The sequence below is a fragment of the Marinobacter sp. genome, from assembly GCF_048259445.1.
GTDB lineage: Bacteria > Pseudomonadota > Gammaproteobacteria > Pseudomonadales > Oleiphilaceae > Marinobacter.
In genome coordinates this window covers 17,242-31,338 of the sequence record NZ_JBLXHQ010000031.1, presented here as the reverse complement: position 1 = coordinate 31,338, position 14,097 = coordinate 17,242, and the positions used below count along the sequence as shown (strand labels likewise).

Annotated in this window: 15 protein-coding genes; 2 read left to right on the top strand and 13 right to left on the bottom strand. The window is 55.6% G+C overall.

The window, feature by feature from the left end; translation table 11 throughout:
• Positions 1-6 precede the first annotated feature (6 nt).
• From ACN0RL_RS17495 to ACN0RL_RS17435, 13 genes are read right to left on the bottom strand one after another with little or no spacing between them, the layout of a single operon-like run.
• Entirely contained in the window at positions 7-993 is a 987-nt protein-coding gene (locus ACN0RL_RS17495; protein ID WP_417260425.1) for a hypothetical protein, read from the bottom strand.
• Positions 980-1,324, bottom strand: coding sequence for a hypothetical protein (locus tag ACN0RL_RS17490; RefSeq protein WP_417519126.1), 345 nt, complete (start codon positions 1,322-1,324; stop codon positions 980-982). Before ACN0RL_RS17490 ends, ACN0RL_RS17495 begins: the two co-directional genes overlap by 14 nt.
• A 21-nt stretch (positions 1,325-1,345) precedes the next feature.
• A complete protein-coding gene (locus ACN0RL_RS17485; RefSeq protein ID WP_417260423.1) occupies positions 1,346-3,505 on the bottom strand; it encodes a zincin-like metallopeptidase domain-containing protein in 2,160 nt (719 codons plus the stop codon).
• A complete protein-coding gene (locus tag ACN0RL_RS17480; protein ID WP_417260422.1) occupies positions 3,498-3,746 on the bottom strand; it encodes a hypothetical protein in 249 nt (82 codons plus the stop codon). Before ACN0RL_RS17480 ends, ACN0RL_RS17485 begins: the two co-directional genes overlap by 8 nt.
• The gene (locus tag ACN0RL_RS17475; RefSeq protein ID WP_417519123.1) at positions 3,743-5,491 is read right to left on the bottom strand and encodes a type IV secretory system conjugative DNA transfer family protein; all 1,749 of its coding nucleotides are present in this window, start codon (positions 5,489-5,491) and stop codon (positions 3,743-3,745) included. Before ACN0RL_RS17475 ends, ACN0RL_RS17480 begins: the two co-directional genes overlap by 4 nt.
• A 41-nt stretch (positions 5,492-5,532) precedes the next feature.
• Positions 5,533-6,489 (bottom strand): ATPase, T2SS/T4P/T4SS family, encoded by a 957-nt coding sequence (locus ACN0RL_RS17470; protein WP_417260420.1) that lies wholly within the window; start codon positions 6,487-6,489, stop codon positions 5,533-5,535.
• Entirely contained in the window at positions 6,489-8,681 is a 2,193-nt protein-coding gene (locus tag ACN0RL_RS17465) for a hypothetical protein (protein ID WP_417260419.1), read from the bottom strand. Before ACN0RL_RS17465 ends, ACN0RL_RS17470 begins: the two co-directional genes overlap by 1 nt.
• A gap of 4 nt (positions 8,682-8,685) precedes the next feature.
• A complete protein-coding gene (locus tag ACN0RL_RS17460; protein ID WP_417260418.1) occupies positions 8,686-9,777 on the bottom strand; it encodes a TrbI/VirB10 family protein in 1,092 nt (363 codons plus the stop codon).
• Complete coding sequence (locus tag ACN0RL_RS17455) at positions 9,774-10,856, bottom strand: TrbG/VirB9 family P-type conjugative transfer protein (protein ID WP_417260417.1); 1,083 nt, start codon at positions 10,854-10,856, stop codon at positions 9,774-9,776. Before ACN0RL_RS17455 ends, ACN0RL_RS17460 begins: the two co-directional genes overlap by 4 nt.
• The gene (locus ACN0RL_RS17450) at positions 10,853-11,581 is read right to left on the bottom strand and encodes a type IV secretion system protein (RefSeq protein WP_417260416.1); all 729 of its coding nucleotides are present in this window, start codon (positions 11,579-11,581) and stop codon (positions 10,853-10,855) included. The genes ACN0RL_RS17455 and ACN0RL_RS17450 overlap by 4 nt, the downstream gene beginning before the upstream one ends.
• Positions 11,569-11,754: a hypothetical protein gene (locus tag ACN0RL_RS17445; protein ID WP_417260415.1), complete on the bottom strand. Its 186-nt coding sequence runs from the start codon at positions 11,752-11,754 to the stop codon at positions 11,569-11,571. Before ACN0RL_RS17445 ends, ACN0RL_RS17450 begins: the two co-directional genes overlap by 13 nt.
• Complete coding sequence (locus tag ACN0RL_RS17440; protein WP_417260414.1) at positions 11,745-12,038, bottom strand: hypothetical protein; 294 nt, start codon at positions 12,036-12,038, stop codon at positions 11,745-11,747. The genes ACN0RL_RS17445 and ACN0RL_RS17440 overlap by 10 nt, the downstream gene beginning before the upstream one ends.
• Entirely contained in the window at positions 12,035-13,198 is a 1,164-nt protein-coding gene (locus ACN0RL_RS17435; RefSeq protein WP_417260413.1) for a hypothetical protein, read from the bottom strand. Before ACN0RL_RS17435 ends, ACN0RL_RS17440 begins: the two co-directional genes overlap by 4 nt.
• On the opposite strand from ACN0RL_RS17435, the gene ACN0RL_RS17430 reads away from it, so the two are divergent.
• Both ACN0RL_RS17430 and ACN0RL_RS17425 read left to right on the top strand, forming a co-directional pair.
• Positions 13,182-13,661, top strand: a complete 480-nt coding sequence (locus ACN0RL_RS17430) for a hypothetical protein (RefSeq protein WP_417260412.1) — start codon at positions 13,182-13,184, stop codon at positions 13,659-13,661. The two genes, ACN0RL_RS17435 and ACN0RL_RS17430, sit on opposite strands and share 17 nt — an antisense overlap.
• Before the next feature lie 12 nt (positions 13,662-13,673).
• Positions 13,674-14,093, top strand: a complete 420-nt coding sequence (locus tag ACN0RL_RS17425) for a hypothetical protein (protein WP_417260411.1) — start codon at positions 13,674-13,676, stop codon at positions 14,091-14,093.
• Positions 14,094-14,097: the final 4 nt, after the last annotated feature.

Genomic DNA, 14,097 nt, shown 5'->3' with positions numbered 1-14,097 from the left:
GTTCCGCTATTGCCCGGAAGATCCTGCGGGAGAACCGCCTGGCATCATTTCGGTCTGGATACTCTCGGGAAGGGTGGCATCAAAACCACCAACCAGATTGACGATGCCACGCGTAAAATCGGCACCGAACTTACGGTCATAGACCTCTTTGGCCTTTGCGATGAGATGCGGCTCTCGTTTGTCGGGATTGCTGTAATTGATCAGGTTCGCAAAATACCGTGGATCAAAAGTGATGGTCTTGGCGAAGACCACGTTGCGATCTCCATCACAGACTTCAAACTCGATCATCTCGATCAGGCTGTCGTCTTCGGTCTTGAAGCGGTAATCAACAAAGCACCAGGTCACTTGGTAAAATTGATCACCTTTTGCGATCCGCCCTTTTTCATCAAAACGGGCATGGGGAATGCGCTCGGTGATCGCTTGGCGCAGTTTGTCCTGTCCGTTACTGATTTTCTGACCGAAGATCGAGAGTCCTTTGGAGCGATAGGCAAACATCCAAGGAATGTTGCGCAGGGTCGCATCGTGGAAGCGGTAGCCTTCTGCTTCAATCCAGTTTTCCAGCATGGTGACAGCAATTTTTGGTGAAATCCAAATGCCGGTCTCTTTACGGATGACGTAAATCACACGGTCAAACTGAGTGAGAACGATAGCAAGTATCTGAAGGCTAATTCCGCCCTCTCCACGTTTCTCGCCGCTGCCTTTACTCTTGTTCTTTCTGATGTAGGGGCACCAGTCAAAAATGCCTTCTTCGAACTCAAAGCCTGGGATTCTCCTCTCCGAGTGGCGTCCGTAAGGACGGTCGGTGTGAGGAAGTTCTTCATAAAGACCAATGATCTGGATCGGATTGTCACAGGCCGGGCATACGGCATACTCACGTTGCTTGTTACCCGCTACTTGATACCAAGGCTCAAGTTTTCTGGTGTCGCGTTCAAAGGCCGTCCGCTCGATGTCTTTCTCCCCAATCGTACCTGCCTGCAATTTATAAACGTGCATTATCTGATCTCCCGGCGACGGTCTCACGGATGGAAGAACCGATATTATAATGGTTTATGACACTGTTCCACCATGCAGCCCCCAGCTTGGGGACAGATGCCTTTTGCTCGGCAAGGTAGAGGCATTTCAGCAGGGTGGGCAGATCAAGCGAGAAGGTATGCTCGCCTACCTGCAGGGCGAAGACAACTGCCGGGCCACAAGCGTTGCAATCAAGGTCCTGAGCCCCTTTAATTGTGGCGCGCTTTTCAAAAATATCCTTCACATGCTTTTCGGTCATGAGGTGTTCTCCGGGTAAAATGGCAAATAGGAAAGAGGTGCCGGTGGCATTCATTGTGCCACCGGCTTTCGGGGGTCAGACTGCCAAGCTGGCAGCCTGATGCTCGCGTCCCCGTGTTCTGGTTTTGGCTTTCGGCTTGGTCAGGCCGAGCTGTTCGGTGACAAGGCGTTTCAGCGCCTCAATCCCGCGTTCCCGATGAATGTCGTTAAAGTCAGTCAGGCCTTTGGTTTTTTCCGCGTCATTCAGATCTGGACGCAGGATCTTCGCACCGGTCAGTTCAGATGCCCGTTCAGCACCCTTGATCCCGGCGTTAACATGCTTGGCATGATCGTCATCAGCGGCAATCACTAGGGCGCGATCCGGATGCTGCTTGTGAAGAGCCTCAGCAACGGGGGCGAGATTTCCGGAATCAAGTGCAACGACGACAGTCAACCCGCTGGCCATATGCAGACTTTGACCGGTGGAGTAGCCTTCAGTCACGATCATCGGACCTTTGGGATTACCATCGATCACATGCATCAGACCGCGCTTCTTGCCGTCCTTGAGGAACATCTTGGTGCCATCGGGATGGATGGTCTGGATGTTCTCGATAAAGCCCTTGTCATTGGCCATCGGCATCAGAAGGTTACCTGACTGATCAATGCGCAGATCCCCTGCGGGCACTTGTTTGTTTTGCAGGTAAGCATGATTGGTCGGAGCTGGTTCGGCGTTCTGGAAGATCCCATAGGCCCGTTTGGCAACGGCACGATATTGCGCACGCAATTCCTGTTCCTGGGCCGCCTTGCGGGCAGCGGCTTCGGCTCTGGACTGTTCAAGCTCCTTTGGATCGATCTTGGTGCCGGTCGCCACCCATTTGACCGGGTCCTGTCCCGATTTGTAATTGGTGATGTTGCCTGCCGGGAGACCTTCAAGGAACCCGCGATAGGACCCGCTTTTCTGGCCTTTGCGATCCCCATCAACCGCAACTCGGTGCCATTTGCCATCCATGGTCGGAGGTCCATCGAGGATCAGGCCGTTTTCCTTCAGCGCCTGGGCAAATTCGTCTTCAGGATTGATCTTCGGTTCCGGGGCTTTGGCTTTGGTCTCCTGCCAGCGTTTAAACGGTTCGAGCTCCATATCATCGCGCGCATACCAGGCTTTGGCGCGGCGATCCCATTTTGCCCCGAGCGCCTTGGCTTCATCCTTTTCACTGAACGGCACATTGAGATAGATGCGTTTGCGGTCAGTGTTGGCGTCCTGGTTCGGAGCCTGTGACATCTCGGCTTTCATGGCATTTTCCTTCTGTCGTTCAACAGCCGGGGTTTGGGCAATGGTCTTGGCTTGTTCTTTGGCTTTAACCGGGATCAGGCTTTGGCGCAGATCCGGCTCCATGATCCAGGTGCGGATGTTCTCTGCATCCCGCGCAGCGGCAAACAGCGCATTGCGATCTTCCTTGATGGCTTTCATCCAGGAGCCGACATAGGCGGCGTGGCGTTCCGGATAATGGCCAAGACCAAGCTCGGTGGTCAGCATGTAGCTGGCGATTTCGGCCCGCAGTTCTTCCTTGACATAAACCTCCGAGCCAAACGGCCCAAACTCACGCGCCATACGCGATCCATGGCCGGTAGCATGGCCAAGCTCATGCAAAGCCGTGGCGTAATATTCATACTGGCCTTTAAACGCGGCTTGGTGGGGCATGTGGATGTCATCAGATGAAGACCGGTAAAAAGCTCGGTCATTCTGATCATGGAAGATCGGGACATTGCCCTGTTTGAGGATCAGCTCAGCCCGTTCAACCGGGCTGAAGGTCGGCTCGGGCGCGATATAAGAGGCAAGGCCATCGATCTGATCGGCGTTAAACACGACAGCATGAAACACCCTTGGCCGATCAAGGCGCACGTCTCGGGTTTTGGCGACACCCTTGTCGTCGAGAACCGGCTTGCCAGTGTCATCGAGCACCTTCTCGCGCTCGGACCATTTCCAATATTCGATCATGGTGCCTTTCTCACCCTTGCGGACCTGGGCGTCCTGAGCCGCCGCCTGGCGGTAGGTCATCCAGCGCGGATCGGAACGCCCGCGCATTTCAAGCCAGAGCGCATTGATGCCGCGATAGTCCTTGCCGGAAACAGGATTGAACGGGGCCATGCGGACCTTTCCCGGTTCCCACGGCTTTTGCCCGGGGGCGGTGCCTGCTTCGATATGGCCAAGCAGTTCTTCGACCACCTGATCGCGATAGCTTTTCTTCTTCTCAGCCATGGTTCGCGCCCTCCGCATCAGCAGTCGGATCGATGCCGTCAAAGTGACTGTCGAGCGCGTCATCGGAAGACAGCGCGTCTTCGGTGAAAGCTCCCATGGCATCGGCAATGTCCGGATCAACCGGCACCGGGCCGTTCAGGCTTTCGGTATTAATCATCGAAGAGGCCAGAGCGAGATAGTCCTGGTCATTGAGGGCTGCAGACGCAGGCGTGCCTTTGTCAGGTGTATTGGGTGTTGTCATGATTTGGGTCCTTTGTGAGATGCAGAGGGTGTGGAAGAGATCGCCATTTGGGGGGGCGTCATTTGCGAACGGCGCGACAGTTCGCGATCAAGGAAGTAGAGCTTTTGACGGCCAAGGATGGGCGGCAGACCGGCAACAAAGATCAGAGCATCGCCGGGGACCGGTTTGCGGCCCTCGGTATCAATGATCTGCAGGCGCATGCATTCATCAGGGGTAAGCAACGGGCGGGAGGTTTCGGCGAGATTGTCTGAGACCGATCCGAGATCACCCATGCGCCCGGAGTGCGAGCGTCGCTTTTGCACAATGGTTGCCTTGCCGGTCATGTCCGAGAGCAGCTTGGCGGTTTCGAGTTTGTTCGGCGTGAAGGCAATGCGGATCTTGCAATTGGCCATGATCGACTCATCGCGACCGTAATGCTTGAACAACTGTTCGGTGTTCTGGACGATGATCATGGCTTTGAGGCCATAGCCCGCCATGAAGGCGAGCGATTCCTCAAAGATCTCCAGTTTGCCGATGGCGGTGAACTCATCGAGCATCAAAAGCAGGCGGTGTTTATATCCGGCCAGTGTCTGGCCCGATCCAAACTCCATGCGTTCGGTCATGCGCCGCATAAAGAGATTAAGGATGATGCGCAGCAAAGGCCGCAGGCGGTCCTTGTCCGCAGGTGAAACGACAAGGAATAATGCCATTGGCACATCGCCATTCATCAGATCATGCAGACGAAAATCGCTGGTGGCGGTATTGCGCGCAATGATCGGATCGGCAAAGACGGTCAACTGGGTTTTGGCCGTGGAATGTACGCCGGAGCGTTCTTGGGGGGCCTTGATCATCATGCTGTTGGCCCCGCGCCGGACTTCCTTATTTACATGAGCTTTGCCGTGATCAAAGGCGGCCATGTCGGCAAGAATATGCTCAAAATTATCGTCGCTTTCTTCTGCTTCGCCGTCGCCGGTAATGCCTGAGAGAAAGGTATTCACATCATCAAAACAGGCCGCGCGGTTTTCATCACGCCGCACGCGATAGATGACATGAAGCAAGACGACCGAAAGCCAGCCATAGCCTTCCTGTCGCCAATAATCCTTCATGCCCTGGCCATCGGGATCGATGATCATGGCTGCGATGTTTTGGCAGTCGGCGATGTCCTGTTCGGTATCGACGCGGACTTCGGCCAACGGATTGAAGCGGGCCGACCCATTGGTCGCGGATGGCTCAAAACGCAAGACTTTGTGCCCGATACTGGCAAGCCAACCACCGGTCTTGGCGAAGTTCTCCCCTTTGATATCAAGACAAAGAATGCTTTCACGCCAACTGAGCAGGGTCGAGAGGATCAGGCTCACCCCTTTGCCGGTGCGGGTTGGGGCCCAGACCAGAACATGCTCTGGCCCGTCATGGCGCAATTCACGGATCCGGCCAAACCAAGTTGGCCAGCCACCGACAACCACACCGTCTTTGCGAAACAGCCGGGCTTTCTTGAGATCACGCAGCTTGGCCCAGCGGGCGGAGCCATGCAGTTCATCGCCTTTGCGGTTGCCTCTGACCGTGCTGTTATTGGCACGAGATGCCAGTGCCAGTACGCCAAACATTGAAAGCAGCCCAGTGATGCCGATCCAAAGAGCGGGATAGAGCATTTCATCGGGAAGGCCAGCTGGGTGGGTGGCTGCACTCAGCGACCATTGCCACCAACGCAGATCAAGCGCGTCAAAGCCAACAGCCAGATGCCATTGCCAGAGAATGGCGGTGATCATGGCAACCAGAATGACCGGCAGTGTCAGACGATAGAGTGCTGTCATGACAACACCTCCTTGCTGTCTTTCAGCACATAGCGATCATTGCGTGGTTCCCAGATGTCGGTAATCCGTCGCCAGCCATCGGCGTTGCGTTTGATCTGAACGACAACATCAACCAGCTCGGCGAGAAACTCCGGCACACGTGGCATGGTCTCTCCCGCCCAGGCGATGTTTTGATCGAACTTGCGGTGAATGGCCTGCCACGGGCTTTCGGCATGGATGGTGCACATAAAGCCGGTCACGCCGGAGTTCAGGGCCGCTAAGGCAGCAAAGGCGTTCTGGGTGCTGATCTCGCCAAACAGGATATGGTCGGGCGTGATGCGCATCAGATGATCATAGATCTCGCGCCAGCCGACCATGCCACTGCCGGTCCCGGCCTCACGGGCTGCAATCAGGCCATTGCCATCCCAGAACTGCTCGATATGAAGTTCTGGTGTGTCCTCTATGGCCAGCACACGCCGCGCCGGATCGACGGTGGCCAAAAGCATGTTGAGCAGGGTGGTCTTGCCGGTGTTGGTCGCCCCGCTAATGATCATGTTGGCATCCCCCGCCACCTTATCGATCAGATAGTCGCGGATGGTTGGTGTCACCCCGGCCTGTTCCCAGGTCGGGGTGAAAGGATGCTTGCAGCGGATGGCAAGGCTGAGGTGGCTGCGCACCGATGCACCGACGAGGATCTCGCAGCGATGATTGCCCGGCAGGACGCAGGAGAGCTTTGGACTGTCATCGGGATTGAACTTCAGACCGCGCTGGTTGGCGAGGCTGATGGCGATCCGTTCGATGGCAGCTAGCGTAAGGGCTGGATCCTCGATCTCACGCTTGCCTTCCCCGCGTCGTTCGGTAACGACGCGGTGTGGGCGGTTCATACGGATTTCGACGGTGGAGAGATCGCCGTAATAGCTGGCCAGAGGCCCGAGGATCTTCTCAAATAGGGGATTGGGGGAAAGGGCGTTCATCACCACCATCCCCACGCAGCCATGCAATTGGTTTTTGCCGCGTTGGTATGTGCTGGAAAGGTGTAATTGTATTGTGCGAGGGCACGGTAGCTAAAGTAGCCGACAACATACGGATAGGTGTTCGGGGGCGTTTCGCAAAGCCGGGTATCAGGATCCCCGATAGCCACACCGTCTTCACGGATAATCGCTTTGGTCGCAGAGGCACGTGACCAGGTGCAGTTCATGTTGCGGGTATCAGACCAGGGGCTATCGTTACTCCCGACGGTTGTCGAATACGAACTTGTGCCGCATGGACCGCCAGAGCTTTGACCATTCGAACTATAGGTTCGGGTGGTGATCGTGCTCCACGCGACATTCGGAGTGCATTTGTCCCCAAGGTTTAATGGTGTGGCATCGCCAACAATGACCTTGTGAGTTGAGCCATCCGGACGTTCATAGGACTGGACCAAATCCCGCGCATCAAAGCGCGTGCAGTCTTCATAAAAATGCTCGCCGTTCGTTGCAGGGGCTTCGCCGGAATAGATATAGGCGGTCTGGGGCTCACCCGGCAAAACCTCACTGGTTTTGATGTTAAAGCGGCCTTTGGGCGTGCCTTCGATATAGACCGTGGTCAGACGATAGGCGAATAGCTGGTCATCATGGGGTTGCCAGCCGGTGGTTTCGACCTGATGCGGATAGGCAATCTCGCTATCCTGGCATTCGGTGACATATTGCGGAACGCCATCAAGCTGGTAGTAAAACCGCTCACGGCCATAGCTGGCACCAGCCGCCAGATCATGGTTCCAAAGCGATGGATTATCGCAGCCATCAATCGTCGACTGGATCGCAATATTGGCCGTATCGGGTTTGCATTCGGTGATGAATTGCTCAACCCCGTTGACCACAATCTGTTTGCGGCTTTGACGGGTTACCGTGCCAGCCGCCTGATTAATGATCGGTGCGCAGACTTCCTGCCCGGCAGCGTTCTTGTAAACCGTTTCGTGGGGATATTCGGTGCCATTGTCCGAGCAGGCATCTGCCTGCCAGGTGGTGCCGTTCAGCTCATAGATATGACGACCGGTTTGCAAGGACAAACCAGCGGCAAAATCATGCCGGATTGAACAGCCATCGGTGACAGATACCAGCGGAACAGGTTCAATTTCTTCAGACGGTTCGCAACTGCGTACCTGAACTTCGTTGTTGCTGGCATTGTCATAGGCGAGTGAGGCCTGTGGGACCGCCATCATCTCGTTGTAATCAAGATAGACCGAGCAGGCAGAGGCCTTCTCGGTAATATCAAAGACCTTGTCTTCGTCCTTCAGGCAGTCGGTAACTTCCTGTCGGTTGCCGCCGCCATCGGTGTAATAAAGCAGGTATTGCGCGACTGCCTGACGGGTTTCCATATCGACGGTATCGCCGCAAACTGAATAGCTGCGATCCAGCGGATAGCGATCTGCGCCATCTTCACAGGTGCCCGCGCTAACATTGCCGTCTTCGGTGGTTTCGACACGGCTTTGCTGGACAGCAACGAGCTGGGCCAGATCCACCCGGATGTTGCAGCCTTCTGTCGTCACACGCACGGTTGGCGCGCTGGTATCTTCCGCAACATCCAAAGCGGCAGGCGAGGAATAACCTGCCGCATCGGCATTCTTTGAGGCGTTTGATCCGACAGTGTTTGACGCCCCGGTATCGGCCTCTGACGTCTCGGTTTCTTTTTCTTCCTTGTCGTCGTCGTCTTCGACCGCATTCAAGCGCTGAAGGGCCGCAATCAGGGTTTCCTGATTGCCTTCAATGGTGACCGGCGAAGCCGGATCAAGCTCCGGGCTGTCCATATTGAACTGCGCGACAAAATCGTTTGAATCAAGTGGCTCGGATCTGCCGTCTTTCTCAACCCCGGTCAGGACCAGTTGGGCAATCAGGCTGTCTTCGTAATTGACATAACGGGCATAGGCTTTTGCCGTCACACCTTCGGTCAGTTTGGGCGGTGCACCGGGCACATCGACCAGACCAAGATCAATGGCCATCGGTTCATTTTGCGAGACGGCGGTGCGGGTTATCGCACGGGTCACGATGTTGACCTTGCGCACCATCTCCTCGATGCCGGGTTCAGAATTCGTTTCGGATGATGGGTTTGGTGTTTCTTGCATCTGTGCCAGTGCCGGAGACACCAGACAGGATGACAGGAGCAAACACCAAAGCGTTTGTTTGTTCATGCTATTACTCCACATTTGCGATGTACCAGTCCGTTGCCGGACGGATTTGAAGGCGTGTGCCTTGGGGAATGGTGATGATGGGTTGCAGGGAAAGGGTTTCTTCGAGCACGCTGGCGCTGATCTCACCAAAGCGGGTCGAGAGCTCTTCAGCGGCTTTTTCAGAAGCCGCCGTTGCGACTTCGCCGTCGCTGTCTTCGGATTTTGTTGAGGCCGCGGCATAGCGCACAGCCGTCGAAATGCCGGTCAGCATGAAAGCGGTGCCATAGCGCTCCCAGAAACGGCGATCCACCTCGCCAGCAGCCCCTTGTCGGCCCTGAATGTCACCGATGGGGGAGGCAAGCTGGCGGATCTCGGCACGATGTCCGGCAATCAGAATGCGTTCACAAGAAATCGACAGGCGTGAGCTGCCCATATCCTTGGGTGGATCATAATTACAAATCAGCCGGGATCCTTTGGGGATCAGGACATTGCGCCCGTGATAGCCATAAACATCACGCGCCGACTGCACGATCACGGTGCCGGTTGCGTCACCGCCAACCTGGCTGTTGATCCCGGTTTCGAGAATGACGGTGATGTAGCGATCTGCCGTAATGATCCGGCTGTTATCGACCGGCAGCGTCGAGGTGCGACGTGGACCTTCATAATCAGCCTTGTCGTTTTCACCGACCGGCAGATCTAGCGGATCCATTGCCGCAGGTGCCGTCATGCCGGGCAGGGAGGCTTTGCCCGACAATCTTGCCATATCGCCAGACTGCCACGCCGGAGCCCCCCAGCCTGACGACAGGGAAACGCGCTGTTGCCAGGCGGCCTCCAAGGCCGTGCGGTATGGATCTGGCGCAGGCGGTTCAGGAACGGGTTCAGGTTCCGGCGCGGGTTCGGGTGCCAGTGTCGGTTCGGGGGCAGGCTTTGCCTCCTTGATGATGATCGGTGGCATTGCCGGGGCAGGCGTTGCAGGCGCTGGTGGTGGCGGTGCCGGAAGTGCCCAGACCGATGGATCATCGGCAGGCAGGGTTGGTGGTTCATTGACCACCGGTTCCGCACACACGCCACCAAAGGTCAAACCAAGCACCAGGGCAATATCACAAAACGCACTCATGCTGCGTCCCCGGTATATTCAACACAGAGGAAGCTTTGACCGCTTTTGAGCGTGATCAGCGGACGCGTGCTTTCGATGATGTAGGTCTCGCCCTGAACGCGGGTATTGACCAACTCATCAATGCCATCGACCACGACATAGGCGGTCGGCAGTTCGACATCCTTCCAGCGTTTGCCAAAGCGGATATACGTAAAATGATCATCGCGAAAAACGGTTTCGGGGCGGAGCGTTTCATCGCCCCAGAGGTCATACTCACCCCAGCCGCGCAGCGCATTTGGATCGAACGGGGATTGGGCAACAAAGTCACCGTCAGGCGTGCCGGGATTGGTCTCACTCAGTCCGGCAATCGCACTGTCGATAGCAGCAGACTTATTGCCTTGCCTCGGAACAGACATCGCCGGAAGGGCCGGTTTTCCTGTGTCGTCCAAAACACCAGTAAAGCCGGGGACAGCCGGATCGCTATCGATTTGCACCGATCCTTCGATGCGGACAACGAGATCGGGCACATTGACCGAATTGAAACTCTCGGCCCGCAGATAGAACGGATAGACTGCACCGGACTTGCCATAGACGACCAGTGAGGTGTCGTAGCCATAGCCACTTGGACGAACAGCAAGACGGCGCTCCCCACGCGGTTTGACCGAGAACCCGCCATCATCCCCCAAATCAACAGCTTCGATGATCTCGCCGCGTGGCAGTTCAACAACTGTGACCATGAATTCACGGGTGCGGATTTTATACGTGCAGTCACTGCAGAGATCCGTTGCATAGACCGCATCATCAGGTTCGGCCCGATCCCAGACATCCTGAACTTGCCCGCTTGTGCGCGGTCGGCGCATGGCCGAGAAATAGCCTTCATTCTGATCGCGTGCCTGATCGACCACGCTGTCAGGTACGGGCATGGCCGGGGCGGAGTGTTGTGGTGAGGCAGACGAATCAGAAAACGGTTGCTGCGATTGACCGGGCATTGGTGGGCGGGCTGCTGTTTGCGCATTGGCGCGTTGATAGCCAAGCACGAGGACAGCCAAAATCAGGCTGCCCAGAACAAGATGGAAAACAAGATTACTCAGGCGTTTCATGACGCACCTCTTTCTCTCAGCACCATGTCGAGCACGGTGACGCCAAAGGGATTTGTGTATTTGTCGGCTTCGGAGACGTTCTGCTGGCGGGTGGCCAGCGTCAGGTAAGCGCGCAAGGCTTTGCGCGAGATCTCTTTGCCGCGACGGTGATCGATCTGGATAAAATCGACTGCGTATTTATGGTCCGATGACAGGGTGGCGATGGGATCGATGGAGACGATCCGCACTTCGCGTTCGATGCCTTTTTCAAGGGCCTCGGTGATCAGGCCGCTATCGATCCGTTCGCGTTTAAAACGTTCCCAGAAGCGGGCATCGGATAACCGCGATGCTTCGCGCTGGCGTTCTTCCTGTGTGACCGGATCGATCTCGTTGGTGATCAGGACAAAGCGCTTTGCCTGGGCTTCAAGGAAAACCTCAAAGCCACCAACTTTCTTGCTGATCGGTTCAACGACATAGGTGCGCTCATCCGGGCCATAGGTCCGAACCAGGGCAATCTCGGTTTCCTTGAGCGGTACGAGATGGGAAATGGTTTGCGCTAAAACGACAACCCCGGCCCCCAGCACGATGTTGGTTCCGGCAGACAGCCGCAGCATCCAGGCCAACCGGCGATGGCTTGCCTGAAAGCTGTAAGGATCTGCTGCGACCGTCTGCGCATGAGGGGATACCGGAGCCGAGATCGACGTGCGCTCGTGATCGCGCTTGCCGATACGTCCTAACCAAGCCATGAGAAACCCTCGCCGTTGAATTCGACGGGATCGCAAACGCACGGGCTGAGTTTCATTTCATCGGTGCCGGTTCCGTCTTTGGGGATCTCGCGATCCTTTGAAGCGGTGACACAGCCCGACAGAAGAACGACAAGGCAAAGCATGGGAATGAGACGTGGTTGGATCAGGCGCATGGCTGCGATCCTTTCTGATTGGTAGCGGTTTGGGGGGAAGAGGCACCAAGCCCGAATGCAAGTCGGGCAAGGGCAAGGACGATGGAAAGTGCGATCCAAATATGGACGGCACTGCGCATCAGACCGGCAAGCTGGGCGGCATCGACTTCTCGAAGCGCCATGACAAAGACAATCAGGCTTTCCGGCGAAATCATGCCGGTCAGAATGAGCAGCCAGAGCGCGACTAGGGGGAAGGCGAGGATGATCCGCAGGGCATCACGCAGGAACTGTTTGAGGCGACTCATGACTTGTCCCCCCGATCAAAGGTCGGGGTTTTAAGGCGTTCCATGACGCTTTGACGATGGGCATCAAAGGCTGAACCGAACCGACCAAATTGACCTTTGGCCGCATTCAATGCGCCAGCGGGGTCGCCCGCAGCAGCTTGTCCCATTCCAAACCCTTTTGCGCCTGCAGCAAGAGTATTCCCCGCAGCCTTAAGGCCAGAAGGTGCGAACTGTTTGGCGTGGTTCAGAACAGTAAGACCGGTTGCGGTCATGCCTGCGGTAATGACCGCAGCCGCCTGATTGGTCAGCTGAGATCCGGCAATCGAGTTGGCCATGCCGGTTGCCTCGGCCATAAAGGCCGTGCCCATCCAGCCAAGAACAATGGCGACCCACAGACCGGGATTATCGATGGATGTGATCTCACGAACGTTTTCGGTGTTCTGGATATCAAGCGAGGCCGCACCATAGAGGCACAATGCCAAAGCCAGTGTTGAACCAAACAACACCATGAAGGCGGCGAAGACGGTACGAACACCGGTAATCGCCATCCCGCGTCCCCAGCCAAACCCGAGGGCGAGCATCAGGATCGGGGAGAGGGCTGAAAACATCATCACGCGGAAGATGCTAACAACGACCTGGCTGAAATAGACAATGATCAGGATGATATAGGGCAGGGCCAGCAGCACGCCGTATACACCGGCCATAAGGTTGCCCAGCGAGATTGACGCCCAAATCTCAAAGGCAATCCGCAAGACAACCATTAAGCCGCGTTCGGCGACATAAACCAGTTGGGCCATGCCACCCAGCGATGATGCTTCGCTTGGGATTTTGGCGCTTGCGATGCCACCTTCCATTCCGGCAGACAGCACCACTCCGGCAGCACTACCCATCGTTGATAAAGCCATCTGATAGATGGAATTTACGAGAGTGGGCCCTTGCCCGCCGAGCAGCAGACCGGCTATAGTGATGAACGCGAATTCATGAGCGAATCCAATCAGATCGCCCTTTCCCATGATCATCTTGCCGCCATGAATGACGATCCACAGACTAACGACGGAGAGATAGATGAACCACATGGGGTCGAGCAGCACACTGCTCAGGTTTTGGGTGAAGCTGTTTGCCAGATCGACATACTCCGTCACCACGTCGCAGGTCATGCAGGTGATGTCATCTTCATTCATTGCCGCTTTCCTTTTGATTTTTTGGGGAACCGCAAACGCGCAAATTTATGCCCAGAAATCTGACTATCTGGACTGGAGTTACGCGGTATCTCTTTGGGAGAGTTACGACCGCGCAGAAGCGGTCGCTGAATGGGATCTCGTGATGCCGGTATATGAAGCTAACAAAGCGCTTTTCTCTGGCTCGCGAGATGAAGTGCTGCAGCGTTTGGCAAGTCATCCGGAAGGCGATCTGATTAAACGCGGGCATGACTTGGACCGGGTCTATCAAGTCTGGAAGCACGTCTATCGCGCCGTTACCAACAAGGACAAAGCGTTCGCCTGGAACGATTGGAAATCGGGTGGGTCTTGCTGGACGATGGAACAGCGAAACGTTTTCACGCACTCGTGCCGCGATCTTCCTGATTGGCGCACAGAGAATGACATCAGACGCGACAACGCCATACTTTCCGAAGCAAAACAGTAGAGAGTGAATACGATGCTTGAATTCGTCCTTTACATCGTCTGCATCACCGGGTTGCTTTTTCTCAGTGTTGGGATGGCGGACGCATGGAACAAAAAGACTCCCCTGCGGATATTTATTGCAATATCGATTTTTGTTGGAGGTACTTACATCGGGTATCTCTACCCCTTTGTTCCGGCCATATTTCTCGTATTTCTTTTGCTCGGCGTCTTCGGAAAACTTAGGAGCGGTAAGGATAAAAATCCTGAGAACACAGGAGCCCCAAAATTTAAGAAAAACAATGCAGATACTGACCAGAAAAATGATGGTCCAATAACGGGTTCCCGCGCTACCGAGGCGATACTTTTCGATGGAGACCCAATACGCATAAAGCGGGCACGAAAGATCAAAAAGACGTTTGGACACTATCCCTGGTATATGGGCGGGGATTTGTAATTTC